This is a genomic window from Aeromonas sp. 2MA4, from assembly GCF_029237305.1.
GTDB classification, from domain to species: domain Bacteria; phylum Pseudomonadota; class Gammaproteobacteria; order Enterobacterales; family Aeromonadaceae; genus Aeromonas; species Aeromonas salmonicida.
This window is the reverse complement of the sequence record NZ_JAACFY010000002.1, coordinates 31,105-51,654: the sequence shown is the minus strand read 5'-3', so window position 1 is coordinate 51,654 and position 20,550 is coordinate 31,105. Positions and strand designations below refer to the sequence as shown.

Sequence of the window (20,550 nt, the reverse complement as noted above, 5' to 3'; positions counted from 1 at the left end):
ATAAGGGGCAATGGCCCCCTGATCAAGGTTCGTTCAAAAAACGTCCTTCCAGCTGCGCAGGACGGCGAAGGTATCCTCTGGATTTTCCAAGCATTTTAAGGCGTGTTTTTCAGCAGAAAATTTCACGGAATCCTGCTCGCAACGCAGAAAAACGTTGAAATCGCGCTCATCGCCCAGGCGAGAAGGGAGACTCGGCAGGCCCTGCTGGCGCAGTTTGCTGATCATGCCGATCCGCTGCTGGATCGCCTTGTTGTCGGGCTCGACTGCGTAGGCGAAGCGCAGGTTGGAGAGAGTGTATTCGTGGGCACAATAGATGAGGGTGTCGTCAGGCAGGGCCGCGAGCCGTTGCAGCGAGTCATGCATCTGGGCCGGGGTGCCTTCGAACAGGCGACCGCAACCGCCGGAGAAGAGCGTATCACCGCAAAACAGCATGCCATGGCCGTGGTAGGCAATATGGCCATGGGTATGACCGGGCACATGAATCACATCCAGGCTCAAACCATGCCAGTTGATCTGATCCCCGTCATCGAGCCACTGGCCATGGTGATCGGGCATGGGGTCATGTTTGGGGCCATACAATCTGGCATGGGGGAAATGCTTGAGCAGGGCGGTGACGCCGCCCACATGATCCTGGTGGTGGTGAGTCAGCAAGATGGCATCGAGCTGCAAGTCCAGGGCAGCCAGCCGATCCAGCACGGGGCCCGCATCGCCCGGGTCGACCACCAAGCAGTGATTTTCGTGTCTGATCAACCAGATGTAATTGTCGGTAAAGGCTGGAACTGTGATAACGGTATACATGAGTTAGCTTCTCTTTAGGGAGGGTATCTTATATAACTGGATGGCGTTCGCACCCCAAGTTGAGCCCCATTATGCAGTTGGCACGTACCGAACAACAAATCGAGGTCCCGACCAGCTGGTCGGCGTTACCCATGGGGGACTGGGTGGCTGCCGAGATCCAGGAGCGGCTCGATAGCTGGTGCCCACATCTGTTTGGTTATCATCTGCTTAAAGTGGGCGCCCTGAGCGCAGAGCTCTCCTGTGGTTGCTCTTCCATTCGCCACCAGATAGGGGTGGCGACCAGTGGTCGCTTGCTGGATATCAAGGGCGATCCGCTGGCCTTGCCGGTACGCGCCGGCAGTGTGGATGCCTGTCTGCTTGCCCATTGCCTAGATTTCTCGCCCGATCCCCACCAGGTACTGCGTGAAGCAGAGCGGGTGCTGACCGACGATGGCTGGCTCATCGTCAGCGGCTATAACCCGCTCAGTCTGGTCGGTATTGGTCATTGTCTGCCTTTCCTGCGCCAACGTCTGCCCTGGTCGGCACGAATGTTCACCCCGGCACGGGTCACCGACTGGTTGCAACTGCTCGGTTGTGAGGTGATGTTTGACGAACGCTTCGGCTATTCGTTCATGAGCAAACAGAGCCGGATCGGCTGGTGGCGGGAGAGTGTGGGGCGGGATTACTGCAGACCGTTTGCATCCGTCTATGTTATAGCGGCGCGCAAACGGCGTTTTCCGCTCATCCCGGTGCGTCGTCGCTGGCGTTTGCCTGAGTCGATAGCGGCACCGGGCATGGCACGTCAGGGCTGGTAGCCGGTATCTTCGGCGAGTTCCTTGCCGCTGGCGGCATCGCGCGCCAGTTCATCGCAGCGTTCGTTCTCGGGGTGACCCGAGTGCCCCTTGACCCAGAGCCACTCGATCTGATGGCGGGCCACTTCGGCATCCAGCTCTTTCCAGAGATCGACGTTCTTGACCGGCTGACGATTTGAGGTCATCCACCCCTTTTTCTTCCAGCCGATGATCCATTGGGTGATCCCCTGGCGCACATACTGGCTGTCGGTGGTGAGCCGTACCTGGCAGGCGGCATTGAGGGTACGCAGCCCCATGATGGCGGCCATCAGCTCCATCCGGTTATTGGTGGTCAACCGAAAACCGCCGGAAATCTCCTTGCGGTGATCGCCATAGACCAGGACGGCGCCATAGCCACCCGGGCCGGGATTACCGAGGCAGGAACCATCCGTGTATAAATCAATGTGTTTTAACATGAGCAATCGATCTTTTTTAGCGTGAGTCTTGGGGTAAACTAGCGGGTAAGGCCGAAGTTTGACATAGATTGGATCATGAACACACCCCAACTGAATCGCCAGATCATTCTGGATACTGAAACCACAGGTATGAACACAGCCGGTGGCCCCATCTATCTGGGACACCGCATCATAGAGATTGGCTGTGTGGAGGTGATCAACCGCAAGCTGACCGGTAATCACTACCACGTCTATATCAAGCCGGATCGGCTGGTGGATCCCGAGGCCATCCAGGTGCATGGCATCACGGATGCCTTCCTGGCAGACAAGCCCTCGTTCAGCCAGATCGCCAACGATTTCATCGAGTTCATTCGTGGTGCCGAGCTTATCGCCCACAACGCCCCCTTTGACGTGAGCTTCATGGACTATGAGTTCGGCAAGCTCGGACTCAACTTCAAAACCAGGGATATCTGCAGCATCACGGATACCCTGGCGATGGCGCGGGATCTTTTCCCGGGCAAACGCAACAACCTGGATGTGCTGTGCGATCGCTACGGCATAGATAACTCTCACCGCACTCTGCACGGCGCCTTGCTCGATGCGGAGATCCTGGCCGACGTTTACCTGCTGATGACGGGTGGCCAGACCAAGCTGAACCTGGCCACCGAAAGCAGTGAGAGCGAGCGCAATCAGGACACCAGCATTCGTCGACTGGAGAGCAATCGCCCGCCGCTCAAGGTAGTGCGCGCCGGCGCCGATATCGAAGCGGTGCACGAAGCCAGGTTAGACCTGGTCCAGAAGAAGGGAGGTGCCTGCCTGTGGCGGCAATGAGCAAGCTATGGAGTGGCCTGCTGCTGTTGACTTCATTGACGGTCACGGCCAACGAGGTGTTTGCCCCCTCTGACATTCCCCTGCTCGATAATCGCTTTCGCATCGATTATGGCGTGAAGGAGATTACCTTCATCGTCACGCGCAAGCCGGGCACCTCCTCCGTGATCCTGGTGCGTCCCGATGGCAGCAAGCTCTATGTCGGCAAGGTCACACCACCCGAGGTGGGCTGGCTGGCGCTCAAGGATCATGATCTCATCACCATTCGTGATCCCATGCCAGGTCCTTGGCAGGCCATCGGCGAGGTAGACCCTGACAATCGGGTGCGGATCCTGTCGAACATCAAGCTTGAAACCGAGCAGTTGCCGACCCAGCTCTATCAAGGGGAGGTGATCAAACTCAAATCCTGGCTGTTGATTGACGATGCGCCGCCCAAAGACGGGTATTACCTCACGGATCTCGGCATGACGGTGAAGTTGCAGCGTTTCAATGATGATACCCAGCAGGGTGAGCCCATTCTGGATGAAGTGCTTGGCCGCTACCTTGATGATGGCAAGGGGCTCGACGAGGTGCCGGGAGATGGCGTCATGACCGCCGAGGCTCTGCTCGATGTTCCGGCCGGCAAGTATCGGGCTTTGTACAGCACCGGCAATCAGGTCTTCTCCCGGGCCCGGTCTCAGGATGTGCTTGTCTATCCGCTCCCCGTCAACTTCACCTTGACGCCCCCGTCACAAGAGGCAGGCGCCCTGCTCTCATTTTTGATCGACGGTGATGAGCTGGATCCCGCCTCCGTGGTTGTCAAAGGCAAGGCGATGAACACGACCAATGAGAGTCTGCCTTTCAGTGCTGTGGCAACCGGGTTCAAAGTCGAAGTTGATCTGTCGGCGCTCAAGGCGGTTGGTCAGTATGAGGTGAGTGCGACTCTGTTTGGGACAACCCGGTTGGGCCGCGAGATCCAGGTCATACTGCCGGTCAAATCGTTCAATATTTTCCCCGTGCAGGCGGCCCCACCTCCGGTTACACCTGTGGCATCGGTTGCGGTACCGACCCAGGTCAAATTTGAGGAGAAAGAGAGCAGCGGCTGGTTGATATGGTTGCTAGGCGGGGTTGGGATACTGGTTGTCCTGCTCGGTGGGGTGGGATTCATCTTGCTGCAAAAGCGCCGTGCGATGAAGAAAGCGATGGCCGCGCACAAGGCCGAAAGCGAAGGGGCCAAACCCGAGGCCAAACTGGACCTGAACCTGCCCGAACAGTAACGAGCAGGCCTTCACTAAAAAGCCGCCTGTTGAGGCGGCTTTTTTATATGCAGCAGTTGGTGCACGGGTGTGAAAGGGGTCAATGATCCCCGACATAGATATCCTTGTGCTGATCGCGGATCTCGAGGAACTTGTCCAGATTGGCCAGCATCAGCTCCACCAGTTGGGGATCGAAGTGCTGTCCCTTCTCTTCTTCTATCAGCGCCAGTACCTTGTCCAGCGGCCACGCCTTCTTGTAGCAGCGATCCGACCCGAGAGCATCAAACACGTCGGCCAGCGCCACGACTCGTCCCTCCAACGGAATATCGTCTCCCTTGAGACCGCGGGGATAACCGCTGCCATTCCACTTTTCGTGGTGGTTACCTGCTATGGTGGCACCTATCTGGAACAGGGCCAGGTCGCTGCCGGAGAGCATGTCCTGCCCCAGTTGGGCATGGGTCTTCATGATCTCCCACTCTTCCGGGGTCAGTTTGCCTGGCTTGTGCAAGATGGCATCCGGGACCCCGACCTTGCCGATATCGTGCAGGGGAGAGGCGCGCTTGATGAGCTCGCTCTGCTCCTCGCTCATGCCAAGCAGCTGGCAGAGCAGCTCAGTGTAGAGGGCGACCCGTTTGACGTGCAGGCCGGACTCCTTGGAGCGGGTTTCCACCAGCTCGCCGATGCGATAGATGATCTCGCGCTGGTTATCTGCAATGACCTCGTTGAGCCGGATGTTCTCCAGCGCCACTATGATGTTTTCGGTAAACAGGCTCAGCAGCCCCATGTCCATCTGGCTGAGCTGACGGGTGGTTTCGATGTGAAACAACAGGTGATGGCGGGGATTCTGACAGTAGAGCACCATCTGGTTGCCATCATAGACGTTGGCGCGATTGGTCATGGCCTGACGCAAAATAGCAGGAGCATCGACAAGCCGCACGGACGGGTGGCCGGGCAGCAGAGGCTCCAGGATCTGATCCCTCACCTCATAGGCAAGCTGCTTCACGTCATAGATCTGGGACTCTTCCAGATTGAGCAGAGCGCTGAGCTGTTCCTGCGCGCCCTCGACAAACTGGCGTAGCGCCCGTTTTTCGAAGATCCCCTTGGAAGCCTCAATGACCTTTTCCAGTCCCTGGCGATTGCTCTCCAGGGTACGGATGTCGCGGTATGAACGCAGGCTGGCCCGCAGCAGGGTGCGCAGCTTCTGGGAGGTGAGCTCTGTCTTGTCCTTGTAATCGTTGATGTCGTAGTTGGTGACCACATCATCTTCCGGCGCTTGTCCCGGTTGCCCGGTTCGCAGCACGATGCGCACCATCTTGTTTTGCAGATCTTCGCGCACGAATTTGACCACATCGAGACCGGCGTGATCGACTTCCATGACCACATCGAGCAGCAACAAAGCTACATCCGGGGTCTTGGCGAGCAACTCCTTGGCCTTGGCAGCTGAATAAGCATGCAAAAATTCAATGGGTTTGTTATCGAATTCAAACTTGCTCAGGGTGATCTTGGTGATGCGATGCACTTCGGGCTCATCATCCACAATCATCACCTTCCATCCAGCTTGCTGCTGTTCCTGAAGGGGCAGATCGTCATCGTCAATAATCAGGATTTGGTCATCCATCATGCAATCCTGTTTGGGATCCTGTGCTTACATTAACTGCTTCACTAAGGATAGGAAACTTATTGAGAAATAAAATTTGATCTGTGAAATCTCTTTGTTGTCATCGTGATCCAGGTCCATAAAAAACGCCTCCACATGGGAGGCGTCAGGTTCGTTTTCTGCGTATCAGGCAGCTCTGTGATAGGCCGATGGTTCGAACAGGGCCTTGTTGGCAACCAGGTCGATGGGGTCGAAATCATCAACGTTGATGGTACGCAGGCGGCTCTCTTCGGCCCGGCGCAGCAAGTCGGCCTCATTCTGGTTGAGTACACCGAGCGCCAGACCCGCATCCGCCACCTTGTCCAGTTGCATAAACAGACGCTTGATACCGTCAGCTTTGCATACTTTGTCAAACAGCGGTTCGGCCGCCAGCACGTCATCCAGCGCCTGTTCCAGCAAGCCGAAGGGGTTGCCCTCTTCGCGGGTCAGGTATTGACCTTGTGCCAGTCGGCTGCGAGTCTCGCTCGGCGTTTGCAGCAGGCGGGCCACTTGCTGGTCCAGCTTGTCGCTCGGGCGCTTCATGTCACGGCCAAGGGGCAGCACTATGACGCGCAGCGCAAGGCCAATCCAGCGGTTCGGGAAGTTGCGCAGCAGCTCGTCGATCGCCTCTTGCGCCTTGAACATGGCATCTTGCAGTGCCCAGTGCAGCAGTGGCAGATCCGCCTGCTGACGACCCTCATCCTGATAGCGTTTGAGGGCACTTGAGGCCAGATAGAGCTGACTCAGCACGTCACCGAGGCGAGCGGAGACGCGCTCCTTGCGCTTGAGCTCGCCGCCCAGGGTGCCCATGGCCATGTCTGACAGGAACGCCAGGTTGGCCGAGAGGCGGGAGAGCTGCTGGTAATAGCCCTTGGTCTGATCCTTGTAAGGGGCTGCGGCGAAGCGAGCACCGGTCAAGCCCAGCCAGAAACTGCGCACCAGGTTGCTGATGGCAAAACCGACGTGGCTGAACATGGCCTTGTCGAAATCCTTCAGCGCCTGCTCCTTGTCCGGATGGCTGGCTGCCAGCATCTCCGGCAGGACATAGGGGTGGCAGCGGATGGCGCCCTGACCGTAGATGATCATGCTGCGGGTCAGGATGTTGGCCCCTTCTACTGTCACTGCGATCGGGGCACCCTGATAGCCACGGGCCAGATAGTTGTTCGGGCCCATGCAGATGGCCTTGCCGCCGTGGATGTCCATGGCATCTATGATGCACTTCTGGGCACGGTCGGTGAGGTGGTATTTGACGATGGCGGAGATGACCGAGGGTTTTTCCCCCAGATCGATACCGGTCACTGTCAGGTTGGCGGCAGCGCCCATTATGTAGGCGTTGCCACCGAGACGGGCCAGCGGCTCTTCAATGCCTTCCATCTTGCCGATGGGCAGCTTGAACTGGCGGCGGATGCGGCTGTAGGCGCCGGTCGCCAGGGCCAGCATCTTGACGCCGCCCGTGCTGTTGGAGGGCAACGTGATACCGCGGCCAACCGAGAGGCATTCGACCAGCATGCGCCAGCCCTGACCGGCCATGGCCGGGCCACCTATGATGAAGTCGAGCGGTACAAACACATTGTCGCCACGGGTCGGACCATTCTGGAACGGCACGTTGAGCGGGAAGTGACGACGGCCTATCTCTACCCCCTTGATGTGGGTCGGGATCAGGGCACAGGTGATGCCCAGCTCCTCTTCGTCACCCAGCAGGTGATCCGGGTCGCGCAGCTTGAAGGCCAGACCCAGCACGGTAGCAATAGGAGCGAGCGTGATGTAGCGCTTGTTCCAGGTCAGGCGCATGCCAAGCACCTCTTCCCCTTCCCATTCACCCTTGCAGATAATGCCGAAGTCGGGAATGGAGCCGGCGTCGGAACCCGCTTCCGGGCTGGTCAGGGCGAAGCAGGGGATCTCTTTGCCTACCGCCAGGCGGGGCAGGTAGTGGTCTTTCTGCTCATCGGTGCCGTAGTGTTGCAGCAGTTCACCCGGGCCGAGGGAGTTGGGGACGCCTACTGTGGAGGCCAGCACGGCGCTGGCGCCACACAGTTTTTGCAGCACACAGGACTGGGCATAGGCGGAGAATTCCAGACCACCGTATTTCTTCTTGATGATCATGGCGAAGAACTTGTTGTCCTTCAGGTATTGCCACACCTCGGGGGAGAGATCGGCCCGCTCGTGAGTCACTTCCCAGTCGTTGACCATGCGGCAGACGTTTTCAACCGGGCCATCCATGAAGGCTTGCTCTTCGGCTGACAGAACGCTGACCGGGATGGCGTGCAGCTTCTTCCAGTTCGGGTTGCCGGCGAACAGGTCCGCTTCCCACCAGGTGGTCCCGGCTTCGATGGCTTCCTTCTCGGTGCGGGACATCTCCGGCATGATCGACTTGTAGATCTTGAACAGCGGCTTGGTCAGCTGATTGCGGCGAAAATCCACCAGGTTGAGGGGGATGGCAATCACGGCAAACAGTGCCCACACCAGCAGGGGGACATGGCCATAGAGGGTGCCAGCGACCAGGGCGGCGGCCGTGGCAAGCGTGGATGTGAACAGAGACGCCCGGCGATAAGCCATGGCGCCGATCACCAGGATCACCCCGAGCAGAGTGAGGGTCGTCGTCATTTTTCGCTCCTTGCATGAGTTGCCGAAGTTGGCTAAGCAGTAGATTGACTGATCCAGAGGTCTGACCTGTTGGATATGGCCCCTGTTGTAATTCATACGCACAAACTTATCAAGCTGTTTACAAGCTCGTTACCTTCACGCTGTGAGCGGCATAACGTCCTGCAGGCGGCATCTTGGCTGGCTGGGGGGCGACGATTGGATTGGCTTGTGCGACAATGACGCCGCCCACATTTTGGAAGAGACATCATGTACCAAGAACTGATCCGCAATGAATTGACCGAAGCTGCTGGCGTGCTCCAGGCGTTCCTGGCAGATGAGCAGAATCTGAAGAACATAGAGGCAGCCGCCAAACTGCTGGCAGACTCCTTTAAACAGGAAGGCAAGGTGCTCTCCTGTGGCAATGGTGGCTCCCACTGTGATGCCATGCATTTTGCCGAGGAGCTGACTGGCCGTTATCGCGAGAACCGTCCAGGCTATGCCGGTATTGCCATTTCCGATCCCAGCCACCTCTCCTGCGTCTCCAACGACTTTGGCTACGACTATGTGTTCTCCCGTTATGTGGAAGCGGTCGGCCGTCGCGGTGACGTCTTGCTCGGCATTTCCACCAGTGGCAACTCGGGCAACATCCTCAAGGCCATCGAAGCCGCCCATGCCAAGGGCATGAAGGTGATAGCGCTGACCGGCAAGGATGGTGGCAAGATGGCGGGTCTGGCCGATGTCGAGATCCGGGTGCCGCACTTTGGTTATGCCGACCGCATTCAGGAAGTGCACATCAAGGTGATTCATATCCTGATCCAGTTGGTCGAAAAAGAGATGGCCAAGTAATAAGGAGTCCGCTGGTTATGTGCGAACTGCTCGGCATGAGTGCCAATGTGCCGACCGATATCTGCTTCAGCTTTACCGGTCTGATGCTGCGCGGCGGCAAGACGGGGCCACACAAGGATGGCTGGGGGATCACCTTCTATGAGGGGAGGGGGTTTCGCACCTTCAAGGATCCCGAGCCCAGTGCCCAGTCGCCGATAGCCAAGCTGGTACAGGCGTTGCCCATCAAGAGTCGCGCCGTGGTCAGCCATATCCGGCAGGCGAACCGCGGCTGCGTGTCGCTGGAAAACACCCATCCGTTCACCCGTGAACTGTGGGGCCGCTACTGGACCTTTGCCCATAATGGCCAGCTGACCGGCTACAAGCGACTTGCAACCGGGCGGCACCGTCCGGTGGGAGACACCGACAGCGAACATGCTTTTTGCTGGCTGCTCAACCGACTGGAGCAGAAATATCCCAAGCGTCCCGCCAATTTCCCCGCCATGTTTCGCTATCTGGCGACCCTGTGCGATGAATTGCGCGGACTCGGGGTATTCAACATGCTGCTGTCGGATGGGGAGTTTGTGATGACCTATTGCAGCAACAACCTGCACTGGCTCACCCGGCGTGCTCCGTTTGGCGAGGCCCGGCTGCTGGATGAAGATGTGGCCATCGATTTTCAGAGCGAGACAACCCCGGATGACGTGGTCACCCTGGTGGCGACCCGCCCGCTCACTGGCAATGAAAATTGGGTCAAAATGGCGCCCGGCGAGTTCAGCCTGTTTCGCCTTGGTGAGCGAGTATGCGGCAGTTAGATTCGGTAATCGTCTGATTTAAATGTAAAAAAATACCAGGGTAGAATCCTACCCTGGTTCTTCGCAGCAGCCATACAGGCAAAAAGGGATGAGAGAGGTGTTGCTGAGCTGCATCATTCTCACGGCCTTTATTGTTATTTAAATGTTAATTTATTGGCAATGTTTATATTTCAATAACGCCTGCCTCTCACCAAATTAATAGAGCTCGATCACACTTTCCTTCTCTCCACCGTTTGCCGGTCAGCAAGTGAATATGGGCGAGGGATGACGCTGTCACGTTGGGCATCTATAGTATGGTCTGTTTGAATACCACCAGAGAGGGCTGAGGGATGGAATGGTTGGATCAGAAAGTGTTGCGACAGCTGGCGGAAGATATAGGTCAGGAGATGATGCCGGTCGTGATCTCGGTGTTCATCGAGGAGGTGGGTGAGCAGCTCACCCAGCTTCGGCCTCTCTACGAACGGCGGGACTGGCCCGCGCTTGCCCGGCTTGCCCACAGCATGAAATCGTCCTGCGGCAGCTATGGTGCCCAGCTCAGCTATCAGCAGGTGGTGGCACTGGAGCTGGCCTGCAAGCACGAAGATGCCGACGAGGTTGCCCGCTTGCTGACCCAGCTGGAGCAATCCCTGCCTCAGGTCCTCTCCCACCTTGCCAACTATCACTGAGCTTGTTGCGCAGTGGCCCCGTGTTCATCGCTGCGCGTCTTTGCCAGTTACTAGCGTTGATTGATTAGTTGCTGGATAACCCTATCCAGCGCCAATTTTAGTTTCAGCCGATCGTGGCGATGGGGGAGGTCAGCCTCACCCAGTTCGGCCTGGATCAGCTGGCTGGCCAGCTCGACAGGATATTCCCCTGCTGGCGCCAGAATGGCATCGACACGGCCTGCACCTACCCGTGATTCCAGCCAGCGCCATTGATTGAGCAGACTCAACTGGCTGGCAGGTCCATTTTCGGCCACCAGATTGCAGATGAATACCAGCATGGCATCGCTCTCGTTGATGGCTTGTGCCACTTCGGCCAGCAGCAGGGGCGGCATGATGGAGGTGAGGAAGCTGCCGGGTCCGAGGATGATCATGTCGGCCTGAGCCAGGGCTTGCACCGCCTCGCGGGTCGCCGGCACTTCCGGGCTCAGGCTCAGGGAGAGGGGAGGCGTATCGAGTTGATCGATGGAGACCTCTCCCAGGATCTGGTTGCCACAGACGGTGTGGGCACACAGATCGGTGGGAAATTCTGACATGGGTAACAATTGTGACTCTATTTTCAGCATGTCACTGATGAGCTTGATAGCATCAAGAGGGCGTACGCAGAGGTTATCGAGCGCCAGCAGCATCAGATTGCCGAGGTTGTGGCCCGCCAGCTCGCCGCGGCCGGCGAAGCGGTATTCGAACAGCAGGCTGCCAATACTGGGGTCGGTGACCAGTTGATTGAGGCAGTTGCGCAGATCTCCCCAGGCGATGCACTCCTGGCTCTTGCGCAGCCGTCCTGTGGATCCGCCGTCGTCCGTGGTGGCGACGATACCGGTCAGGCGCTGGCCGAGAAACGAGAGTGAGGAGAGCACACGGCCCATGCCGTGCCCACCACCGATGGCGACGACCCGGTCAAAGTCATTGATATTTTTCTGCCACATGCAGCTGTCCTGTGGTTGGGCTCAATCGAGGGCTATTCTAGCCGACGAAACGGGATAATTGTTTGATTAAGGTATGATTTTTGCTTACCTCCAGCATCATGAACAACTAGGAGATGGTGTTGAACTTTCTGACGGCTCACTCTCTTGAAGAGACCTCCCTGCTGGCTGCGCGGCAGGTCAGTGAGCGGCTGCTCGCTCAAGCACCCCATTCCCCTTCGCTGTTATTGGTCTATTTTACCCAAGCCCACGATGCCGAGGAACTGCGTCGCCACCTCAAACAGCAGTTTCCAGCCACTCGACTGATAGGTTGCAGCTCCTGCGGCGGTGTCATGACCCAGACAGGGCACCACGCTCGTCAGGGATTCGGGCTGGCGGTGGCGGCTCTCTATGATGACAAGGGCGCCTACGGGGTGGCCGGGCAGACGGGGGATGACGTGGATGTACGCCAGTTGCTGCGCAGTGCCATCGCCGATGGCGGGCGCCCCGGCGAATTGCCCCAGCTCATCTTGTTGCACGCCAGCCCGGGTCAGGAGGAGGCGATGCTTGCCAGCATCGAAGCCGAGCTGGGCACGACCGTCCCTGTCGTGGGGGGCTCGGCGGCGGACAACAGCGTCGGCGGTGACTGGCAGCTGTGCTGGGATGAGGGCAGTGCCCGCGAGGGCGTCGCGCTGGCCGTGCTCTATCCTGAGTGCCAGCTGGCGTTCCAGTTCCACTCCAGCTATGTCCCTACCGAGCATCGTGGCACCATTACCGCCCTGGCAGGACGGGAGATCCTCACCATTGATCATGCGCCTGCCGCCGAGGTCTATGCCCGCTGGATTGGACGAACCACGCCCTGGCCTGTGGGGCCCATACTGCGGGAGACAACGCTCTCGCCGCTGGCTCGTCAGGTGGGCACTCTGGACGACATGCCCTACTACAAGCTCTCCCACCCGGAGGCGGTGACAGAAGGGGGCGGTTTGCGCCTCTTTACCGATACCCAGATCGGGGAGAAATTGCTGCTGATGTACAGCAGTCAGGAGGGGCTGTTGCAGCGGAGTCTGAACGCGACCCGCATCGAACCCGAATACGGCATGACCACAGAGATGCGGCCGTTTGGGGCCCTAGTGATCTTTTGTGCTGGTTGTCGCTTGGCTCTTGGTGATAGCTTATGCCAATTCGTCGACCAATTTCACACACGGCTGGGGGATATCCCCTTCATTACCCCGTTTACCTTCGGTGAGCAGGGGCGTTTACCCCACGGTGAGCTGGCACACGGCAACCTGATGGTATCGAGCGTGATCTTCCTCGACAGCTGATATATGGCGCTGGAAACAAGATGATAGGTAATACCGAACTGGAAGCCCTCGGGGACAAGCTGCAGACCACGCTGGTGGAGCTGGTGCGTTGTCGGGAACGCGAGGCCAAATATCGCCAGGAGTCGCAGACCCTGCTGTGTGGCGTGGCTACGCTGGCCGATGCCCAGACCCTGGAGCAGGTGCTGGACAGTCTGATCCAGGTGCTCAAGCCCTTCATCGGTTTCGAACATGCAGACGTGGTGGCCTGGGAGGGGGATGTCGGCGTCACTTACCTCAGCACCCAGGATGGCGAAGTGGGTCGGGACTGGCAACTGACGCCCCTCTTCTCCCGCGCCATTGAGGGGGAAACACTGGTCATCTATGATCCCACCCAATTGCCTGAGCTGGCGCCGCTGGCCCACGTATCCGGCTGGGCCAGTGTCATGATGACGGGGCTGCGCGCCCCCGGTTTCTCCGGTGTTCTCATCTGCCGTCACGCCGTCATGGGTACCTTCGATCTCAAGAGCAAGGCCGCGATGCAGCGCTGCCGCCCGCTCATCTCCCAGGCCCTGGTCAACATCGCCTATCGTGCCCGGCTGCAAGAACAGGTTGAACTCAAGACCCTGGCGTTGCAGACCAGCGAACAGCGTTTTCGCAGCTTTGCCGGCATGGCCTCCGACTGGTTCTGGGAGACGGACACAGAGCACAGGCTCAGCTATGTGTCGGCGCCCGGCTATCACGGGGACGTGCTGGTGCATCAGCCCGGCCAGAGCCTCTACGATTACGCCTATGACAGACGGGATCCCGAATGGGGCAAGTACCGTCGTCTCATCGCGCTGCATCTGCCGGTGCGGGCGGTACGGGCCCAAGTCAGCCTGGTCAAGGGCCCCTGCTGGATGGAGATCAATGCCGAGCCCTGCTTCGATTCCGCCGGTGTATTCATCGGCTATCGGGGGACTGCGCGGGATGTGGGCAACCAGATCCGCCGCGAGCAGGAATTGGCACGGGCACGAGATGAGGCCGAGGCAGCCAACCGCGCCAAGTCGCAGTTTCTGGCCATGATGACCCACGAAATTCGTTCCCCCATGAATGCGGTGCTGGGCATGCTGGACCTGTTGCAGCACGCCCAGCTTGAACCCCAGCAGCAGACTCTGCTTGGACATGCCACCCACTCGGCACGCCTGCTGCAAACCATCATCGACGATGTGCTCGACTTCTCGAAAATCGAATCCCATACCCTGGAATTTCATTGCGAGACCCTGCACCCGACCCAGCTGTGCCAATCCCTGATCGAGCCGCTGCAAGCGCGTGCCAGTAGCAAGGGAATTATCCTGCGCTGGCTGGTGGATGAGGCAGTACCCCCCCAGTTGCAGGGGGATCCGGTACGCCTGTCACAGGTCATCAGCAACCTGCTCGGCAATGCGGTGAAGTTCACCAGTCAGGGCAGCGTATCCTTGCAACTGGGTTGGCGCCATGAGCGGCTGCGAGTCTCTGTCACCGACACCGGCATCGGTATCTCGGCCGAAGATCAGGCGCTCCTGTTCGAGCCTTTCTCCCAGGTCGACAGCTCGGCGACCCGCCGTTTCTCCGGCACCGGCCTGGGGCTGGCCATCAGCAAACGGCTGGTGGAGCTGATGGGCGGCGAGATCCGATTGCAGAGTGCCCCTGGTCAGGGCAGCTGCTTCTGGTTCGAGCTGCCCGGCATGGCGCGGCCATGCGAGTGCAGCAGCCGGCCCGAGCCGGATCAATTGCCCATTCAGGATCTGGATGTGCTGGTGGTGGAAGACAGCCCGGTCAACCAGCTGGTGGTGTCCCTCATGCTGCAAAAACTGGTGACCCGGGTACGGCTGGCGGCCAATGGTCTGGAAGCGCTGGCCCAGGTGGCGGAGCAAAAGCCGGATCTCATCCTGATGGATATGCGGATGCCGCAGATGGATGGATTGGAGGCGACTCGCCGCCTGCGGGAGCTGGGCTGCAAGATGCCCATCGTCGCCTTGACGGCCAATGCCATGGCCGAGGACAGGGCTCGTTGTCTGGCTCAGGGAATGGATGACTTTCTGGCCAAGCCCATCAGCCTGATGCGGCTGAGAGAGTGCCTGCAACGCTATTTTCATCCCGAACTGCCGGATCGCAGGTAAAAAAAATGGTCAACCTGGGTGGTTGACCAATTCTTCAGCAAATACTGAAGAGAGCACGGGATAAATCGGGTTGTACTGTTCTATATGAAAAAGTCGTGCCAACTTTTTCAGAACCTGTTTATGCGGCTTGCAGCGGTATTGTCTGTTTTTATTGCTATCCGCTGTTTGCAAAATGCGAAATTGTTATTTTCATTGTGGGAATATTCGCATTTTGCAAAGACTTTTTGACTCACTGTGCGATCAGTCGGCGCAAGAATTGACGAGCCGCTTCGCTATTTTGTTTGGCAATCAACATCTGTTTTTCATAGATCGGCATGGGCAGGATCTCGAGCCAGCGTTGGCAGAGCCAGGCCGCATCGTCAAACTGCTTGTCCGGATAGAGCTCATCGAGCTCGGGATACTGCTCGAACACTTCCCGCAGCCGGGTGACCAGCGGCTTGTCACTGAAGTCTGAATGGGCGCTTGGCCAGTTCGGCAGGGCTTCGACCCTGGCACGGCGCAATCCCATCTCGTCCGTTTCCATCTCATGAATGCAGAAGCGTTCCATGCCGAGCACAGTGACGCCGAGCAGACCATCATTCAGGGTATAAAAATCGGTCACCTTGACCCGGGTGCCGACCGGCAGGATCCGCCCGGATTTACCCGTGGTGGTCGCCTCTTCCATCACTATGCCGAACCCCTGGTCATTGATGAATGACTCTTTGAGCATCTGCAGGTGGCGCGGTTCAAACAAACGCAGCGGAAGCTTGCCACCAGGCAGTATGTGGGAAGGCAAGGGGAACAATGCCAAAGGTTGAAGTTTCATGTTCCGTCCTCCATTGAGTAGTTGCTGAATAGGACAATGCAGCGACTGTGCCAGAGGATGAAAAAAGCCACCGAATGGTGGCTTTTTGTGGGGAAGGGGGAGGTTAGTTGCGCTGCTCCAGGTACATGACAGCCGCTTCCACGCGGCTCTGGGCCTCGAGTTTCTTCAGCAGGCTCTTGACGTGAACCTTGACCGTGCCTTCGGAGATATGAAGCACGGAAGCGACCTGTTTGTTGGAGAGGCCCTTTGCAATTTCGCGCAGGATTTGCATTTCGCGACGCGTTAAGCTTTCCAGCTTCTGTTGCAGGTGGTCCAGCTCGTAGATGTTCTCGAGGTAGGGACGCAGCGGCTCGCTCAGGATCTGCTTGCCGGTCATCACGTCTGCCAGCTGGGCCAGCAACATCTCTGGCTCAGTATCTTTCAGCAGGTAACCATCGGCGCCGGCCTTGAGCAGGGCGACCACGTCCTGGCGAGCGTCGGAGACGGTCAGGATCACCACGCGGGAGGTGACTTCCTCAGTGCGCAGCGCCTTGAGGGTATCCAGACCGGAGAGCCCCTTCATGTTGAGATCGAGCAGGATCAGATCCGGTTCGGACTCTTTGGCCATGGCGACGGCATCGGTGCCGTTGGACGCCTCGCCAATCACCTCTATGTTCTCTTCCAGGGCCAGCAGTTGCACAATCCCTTTGCGCATGAGGGGATGGTCATCCACGACCAGAACACTATATTTCATCTCGTCCATCAGGCATCTCTTGTTAGGCTGGTGGGAAAGGTCAGATGTACGCAGGTGCCTCTGGGCGGCTGTTCGCTGATGGTCAGCAGACCATGCAGCTTGCTGGCTCGCTCATTCATGATGCTGAGGCCATAGTGGTTGACCGCCGAGCTTGCGATCCCTATTCCAACACCGTCATCTGAAATCTGAACCTGAATGTTACCATCGGCGAGGGTCTCACAGCTAACATCAATCACTTGCGCGCTGGCATGTTTGATGGCATTGAGCACTGCCTCACGGATCAGCTGCAGAATATGAATGTGCTGACCCGCTTCAAGATCCGTGTCAGCCAGACCGTAATGGAGCCTGATCTCGGCCTGGGTCTGAGGCTTGAGCTGCTCCAGCATCACCTTGATGGCTTCCCCCAGATTGGCATCGCCAATGCTGAGGCGGAAAGTGCCCAGCAGCTCGCGCAGCTGGGTGTAGGCGCTGCTGAGTCCCTCGTCTATCTGCTGCATGGCCGCCTCTGCCTTGGCGTTATCGCCCTTGGCAAAAGAGCGTTTGAGCAGAGTGGACTGGATCTTGAGGTAGGAGAGCGCCTGGGCCAGCGAGTCGTGCAGCTCGCGGGCGATGACGGCTCTCTCTTCCATCAGCAACAGCCGCTGATGTTGCAGCAGGGTCTGATCCTTGTGCAGCACTTGAGCCAGCAGCATGGAGAAGTTTTTCATCAGCCGCTCGTCGATGGGGTGAGTGCTTATCATGTCGAGCCGGCCGTACTCCTGCTCATCCATCTGCAGATGAAAGCTCACCACTGAGTCGAGATCGCCGGGCCAGCCCTTGCGGCCTGTGATGTAGTCCGGCATGGCGTTGTGTTCAAAGCGGGTCAGCCGGATATGGTCTATGTGCTGATGGGCTGCGGCCCGCTCCAGCAGTTTGAGCAGAGTGCGCCGACTCAGCGGCGCCGCATGCAGCTTCTGGGCGGTGGAATAGAGAAAGGAGAGGGTGTCGTTGGCCTGTTGCAGCTTGGCCGTTTTCTCTTCTACCTTGCTCTCCAGCTCCCGATAGAGCTTGCCGAGCTCATCTGCCATGGTGACGAAGGCAGCCGACAATTCTCCCAGTTCATTCTCGCAATGGGGAGGCAGGGTGAGATCGAACTCCTGGCGCTGGATCTGGCGGGCGCAATAGACCAGCTGGTTGAGCGGGGCCACCACCTGCTGACGGGTGAAGCGTACGGTAAACCAGGCGATGGTGATGATGGAGAGCAGGCCCAGCCCCTCCGCCAATGCCAGCATGCGCACCTTGAACTCCACGTGGTACTGCATCTGATTGACGAAATCATCGATGGCCGCGACAAACTGTTCCGTATTGTCGGTGTAGCGTTTGGGGGTGGCGTTCTCGATGTGCTCGCGCATCATCTGCCATTGCAGCAATACCTCGCCATAGGTTCGGCGCAGGGAGGCCGGAGTGATCCAGCGCTGTGTCTCTTGCAGCTCGCGTGCATGCAGGGTCTGTTCGAACTGATCGAGCCGTCCCAGCACTGGCTGGCCCTGCTCTATTTCGTAGGCCATGCGATAGGCCTGCATCCGCAGCGAACCCGACAGGTTGATCGCCTTGGCATCGGGCACCGAGTAAAACAGGGTCACCATGGCCACGACGGCGATCAGGCTCGCCATGAACAGAATGAGCACCATGGAACGCCCGATGGCGCTGCTGACCGAATTTACTTTGAACCATTTTCCCATGCTGGCTGGCGTCCCCGACCTCTGGCAATAACCCCATAAAGTTGCGTGGGAGTGTACTCCAACTTGTGCTAGCATCGAAAAACTAGATGAACTCCGAGCTGTTTTGCCTAAGTCCTTGGGATAAGGGAAAGCCGCCGTCAGCCGATGTTCGAGCTGTAAGGGTCAGGAAAGAAATGCCCTGGCCTCCCGTATTTGGAAAGGTGTTTATGTTGCCACTGCAAGATGGTTTTTCCCGTCGTTTTTACTATTTGCGCCTGTCGGTTACCGACGTGTGCAATTTTCGTTGTACCTACTGTTTGCCCGACGGTTATCGTCCCGAGGGTAGAAAGTCGTTCCTGTCTCTCGATGAGATCCGCCGCATTGTCTCCGGCTTTGCCGCCATGGGTACCCGCAAGGTGCGTCTGACCGGGGGGGAGCCGTCACTGCGCCGTGATTTCACCGCCATCATAGAGACAGCGGCCAATACCCCGGGTATCGAAAAGGTGGCCATGACCACCAATGGCTATCGCTTGAAAGAGCGGGCCCGGGAGTGGTTCGATGCGGGTCTTACCGCCCTCAATGTCAGCGTCGACAGTCTGGATCCCCGCCAGTTTCACCAGATAACCGGTGAGAACAAGCTGGCGGAGGTGATGGATGGCATTGAGACGGCGCTGGCCGCCGGCTTCAAATCGGTGAAGATCAATGCGGTGCTGCTAAAGGGGCTCAATGACCATCAGCTGGATGCATTTCTGGCCTGGATCAGGCACAAGCCCATCGAGTTGCGTTTCATCGAACTGATGCAGACCGGCGAGATGGACACCCTGTTTCGTGACCACCACGCCAGCGGCGAGCTCATCAAGCAGCGGCTGCTGGATGGCGGCTGGGTACAGCAGTTGCGCGGTACTGATGATGGTCCGGCGCAGGTGTTCATGCATCCGGCTTCGTTGGGGGGAGTGGGGCTCATCATGCCCTACAGCAAGGATTTCTGCGCCGGTTGCAACCGGCTTAGGGTCTCCTCGGTGGGCAAGCTGCACCTGTGTCTGTTCGGTGATAACGGGGTGGAACTGCGTGACTTGCTGTCAGCCGACAGCCAGCAGGATGCGTTGCAACAGCGCATTCGTCAGGCCCTCATCGGCAAGGCGGCCACTCACAGGTTGCATGAGGGGAATGCCGGTATGACCCCTCATCTGGCTTCCATCGGCGGTTAAGCCGCCAACCCCTCCGCAAAAATAGCCATCGATTAATAAGCAATCCTCAAATGGGGGTATTTTGACCTGCCCCCATTCTTTGTTCCTGCGCCAAGGGTTTGATCCAGCGCAATAATCCCCCCTGTTTATCTCCCTGGTGGTATATCCCTGAACTTGTCAGGGCCGCAATATACACCCACTCTTATAATAGGTATTGAAAATGCCTGTCATGAGACTCGCTTGTGCGCTATATGACACCAGACGTTACCACCAGGAAGGAGTCGATATGCCGGATAGGGTCAACCTGTCACGTCGTGGTTTGTTTCGGGGACGCCTGACATCGAGCGAGCCTCAGGTGCAGTTGCCCTGGTCCGTCGCCTGGCCCGATTTTGTGGCCGACTGTACCCGTTGTGGTGACTGTCTGACGGCCTGTCCGGAGCAGATCCTCATCAAGGGTGACGGTGGTTTCCCTGCGGTGGACTTCCTGCGTGGTGAGTGCACCTTCTGCGGTGACTGCGTCACAGCTTGCAAGGCGCCGGTATTTCGTTCCGTGACGGAGGCGCCCTGGCAATACATAGCCCATATTGAAGCCAACTGTCTGGCCAGTGCGCAGGTCTTTTGCCAGCGCTGCCAGGACAGCTGCGAAACCCGTGCGATCCGCTTTTCTCCCATGCTGGGCCGCGTGCCGACTCCCAGCATAGATACCGCCTCGTGTACCGGTTGTGGCGCCTGCGTGATGGATTGCCCGGTGGGCAGCATCCGGGTTGGTGCGCCCAGAACCGAGGCTCCAACATGAATCATGTATGTGTGAAGCAGGAGCCACAATGAACCAAGAGTTCCATGTATCGAGCCTGGTGGTGCTGACCCAACCCCCCTTTCGTCACCAGCTCGCGCAGCAGATTGCGACCCTTGAAGGGGCCGAGGTCCACGCTGTCAGTGACGAGGGCAAGCTGGTGGTGACGCTGGAAGGTCCCAGCCAGCGCCCCATCATGTCAGCCATTGATGCGATACAGGCAATGCCGGGCGTGCTGTCCGCTGCCTTGATTTACCACCAGTTCGATGAGCTCGATGTCGAATGCAAAGAATAGAAACGCCGTGAGGCCGGAGCCGCGAGGTTCACGATGCCCGATAAAAGCAATAA

19 protein-coding genes and 1 riboswitch are annotated in these 20,550 nt (G+C 58.2%); of the genes, 11 read left to right on the top strand and 8 right to left on the bottom strand.

The window, feature by feature from the left end:
• Nucleotides 1-33: 33 nt before the first annotated feature.
• A complete protein-coding gene (gene gloB, locus GWQ31_RS02800) occupies nucleotides 34-798 on the bottom strand; it encodes a hydroxyacylglutathione hydrolase (RefSeq protein ID WP_125596376.1) in 765 nt (254 codons plus the stop codon).
• Between the two features lie 71 nt (nucleotides 799-869).
• Here gloB and GWQ31_RS02795 point away from each other — a divergent pair, with 71 nt between their 5' ends.
• Nucleotides 870-1,592 carry a methyltransferase domain-containing protein gene (locus GWQ31_RS02795; protein ID WP_275908583.1) on the top strand — a complete coding sequence of 241 codons (723 nt, stop codon included), beginning with the start codon at nucleotides 870-872 and terminating at the stop codon, nucleotides 1,590-1,592.
• Here GWQ31_RS02795 and rnhA read toward each other — a convergent pair.
• Nucleotides 1,580-2,044, bottom strand: a complete 465-nt coding sequence (gene rnhA, locus GWQ31_RS02790) for a ribonuclease HI (protein WP_005309827.1) — start codon at nucleotides 2,042-2,044, stop codon at nucleotides 1,580-1,582. The two genes, GWQ31_RS02795 and rnhA, sit on opposite strands and share 13 nt — an antisense overlap.
• 75 nt (nucleotides 2,045-2,119) lie before the next feature.
• On the opposite strand from rnhA, the gene dnaQ reads away from it, so the two are divergent.
• Nucleotides 2,120-2,854 (top strand): DNA polymerase III subunit epsilon, encoded by a 735-nt coding sequence (dnaQ, locus tag GWQ31_RS02785; RefSeq protein ID WP_021137882.1) that lies wholly within the window; start codon nucleotides 2,120-2,122, stop codon nucleotides 2,852-2,854.
• A complete protein-coding gene (locus GWQ31_RS02780) occupies nucleotides 2,851-4,107 on the top strand; it encodes a TIGR03503 family protein (protein ID WP_099992455.1) in 1,257 nt (418 codons plus the stop codon). Before dnaQ ends, GWQ31_RS02780 begins: the two co-directional genes overlap by 4 nt.
• A 79-nt stretch (nucleotides 4,108-4,186) precedes the next feature.
• Here GWQ31_RS02780 and GWQ31_RS02775 read toward each other — a convergent pair whose 3' ends face one another.
• Together GWQ31_RS02775 and fadE are read right to left on the bottom strand one after the other, a co-directional pair.
• The gene (locus GWQ31_RS02775) at nucleotides 4,187-5,704 is read right to left on the bottom strand and encodes an HD domain-containing phosphohydrolase (RefSeq protein ID WP_021137880.1); all 1,518 of its coding nucleotides are present in this window, start codon (nucleotides 5,702-5,704) and stop codon (nucleotides 4,187-4,189) included.
• A gap of 165 nt (nucleotides 5,705-5,869) precedes the next feature.
• On the bottom strand, nucleotides 5,870-8,326 hold the full coding sequence (gene fadE, locus GWQ31_RS02770) for an acyl-CoA dehydrogenase FadE (protein ID WP_212540858.1): 2,457 nt from the start codon (nucleotides 8,324-8,326) through the stop codon (nucleotides 5,870-5,872).
• A 246-nt stretch (nucleotides 8,327-8,572) separates the two neighbouring features.
• Between fadE and lpcA the strand changes: the two genes are divergently transcribed.
• The 3 genes from lpcA (at nucleotide 8,573) to GWQ31_RS02755 (ending at nucleotide 10,607) form a co-directional block, all read left to right on the top strand.
• Nucleotides 8,573-9,151, top strand: coding sequence for a D-sedoheptulose 7-phosphate isomerase (lpcA, locus tag GWQ31_RS02765; protein WP_005309841.1), 579 nt, complete (start codon nucleotides 8,573-8,575; stop codon nucleotides 9,149-9,151).
• A gap of 17 nt (nucleotides 9,152-9,168) precedes the next feature.
• Nucleotides 9,169-9,942 (top strand): class II glutamine amidotransferase, encoded by a 774-nt coding sequence (locus tag GWQ31_RS02760; RefSeq protein ID WP_005309844.1) that lies wholly within the window; start codon nucleotides 9,169-9,171, stop codon nucleotides 9,940-9,942.
• Between the two features lie 329 nt (nucleotides 9,943-10,271).
• Nucleotides 10,272-10,607 (top strand): Hpt domain-containing protein, encoded by a 336-nt coding sequence (locus GWQ31_RS02755; protein ID WP_005309846.1) that lies wholly within the window; start codon nucleotides 10,272-10,274, stop codon nucleotides 10,605-10,607.
• A gap of 50 nt (nucleotides 10,608-10,657) precedes the next feature.
• On the opposite strand, the gene yvcK is transcribed toward GWQ31_RS02755, so the two are convergent.
• Nucleotides 10,658-11,569: a uridine diphosphate-N-acetylglucosamine-binding protein YvcK gene (yvcK, locus tag GWQ31_RS02750; RefSeq protein WP_059168588.1), complete on the bottom strand. Its 912-nt coding sequence runs from the start codon at nucleotides 11,567-11,569 to the stop codon at nucleotides 10,658-10,660.
• 113 nt (nucleotides 11,570-11,682) lie between these two features.
• Here yvcK and GWQ31_RS02745 point away from each other — a divergent pair, with 113 nt between their 5' ends.
• Complete coding sequence (locus GWQ31_RS02745) at nucleotides 11,683-12,867, top strand: FIST N-terminal domain-containing protein (protein ID WP_096118412.1); 1,185 nt, start codon at nucleotides 11,683-11,685, stop codon at nucleotides 12,865-12,867.
• Nucleotides 12,868-12,887: 20 nt separating this feature from the next.
• A complete protein-coding gene (locus GWQ31_RS02740) occupies nucleotides 12,888-14,984 on the top strand; it encodes an ATP-binding protein (RefSeq protein WP_275908582.1) in 2,097 nt (698 codons plus the stop codon).
• 229 nt (nucleotides 14,985-15,213) lie between these two features.
• On the opposite strand, the gene GWQ31_RS02735 is transcribed toward GWQ31_RS02740, so the two are convergent.
• The 3 genes from GWQ31_RS02735 to narQ all read right to left on the bottom strand — a co-directional run bounded on the left by GWQ31_RS02735 (nucleotide 15,214) and on the right by narQ (nucleotide 18,243).
• Entirely contained in the window at nucleotides 15,214-15,789 is a 576-nt protein-coding gene (locus GWQ31_RS02735; RefSeq protein ID WP_005309859.1) for an LON peptidase substrate-binding domain-containing protein, read from the bottom strand.
• 103 nt (nucleotides 15,790-15,892) lie between these two features.
• On the bottom strand, nucleotides 15,893-16,531 hold the full coding sequence (gene narL, locus GWQ31_RS02730; protein WP_017411638.1) for a two-component system response regulator NarL: 639 nt from the start codon (nucleotides 16,529-16,531) through the stop codon (nucleotides 15,893-15,895).
• Entirely contained in the window at nucleotides 16,531-18,243 is a 1,713-nt protein-coding gene (narQ, locus tag GWQ31_RS02725) for a nitrate/nitrite two-component system sensor histidine kinase NarQ (protein ID WP_275908581.1), read from the bottom strand. The genes narL and narQ overlap by 1 nt, the downstream gene beginning before the upstream one ends.
• A 79-nt stretch (nucleotides 18,244-18,322) precedes the next feature.
• Nucleotides 18,323-18,462: riboswitch (molybdenum cofactor riboswitch) on the top strand.
• On the opposite strand from narQ, the gene moaA reads away from it, so the two are divergent.
• The 3 genes from moaA to GWQ31_RS02710 all read left to right on the top strand — a co-directional run bounded on the left by moaA (nucleotide 18,450) and on the right by GWQ31_RS02710 (nucleotide 20,497).
• Complete coding sequence (gene moaA, locus GWQ31_RS02720; RefSeq protein ID WP_275908580.1) at nucleotides 18,450-19,430, top strand: GTP 3',8-cyclase MoaA; 981 nt, start codon at nucleotides 18,450-18,452, stop codon at nucleotides 19,428-19,430. Its footprint overlaps the riboswitch before it by 13 nt.
• Before the next feature lie 265 nt (nucleotides 19,431-19,695).
• Nucleotides 19,696-20,205 carry a ferredoxin-type protein NapF gene (gene napF, locus GWQ31_RS02715; RefSeq protein ID WP_087756010.1) on the top strand — a complete coding sequence of 170 codons (510 nt, stop codon included), beginning with the start codon at nucleotides 19,696-19,698 and terminating at the stop codon, nucleotides 20,203-20,205.
• A 28-nt stretch (nucleotides 20,206-20,233) separates the two neighbouring features.
• Nucleotides 20,234-20,497 (top strand): chaperone NapD, encoded by a 264-nt coding sequence (locus GWQ31_RS02710; RefSeq protein WP_059168583.1) that lies wholly within the window; start codon nucleotides 20,234-20,236, stop codon nucleotides 20,495-20,497.
• Nucleotides 20,498-20,550 lie beyond the last annotated feature (53 nt).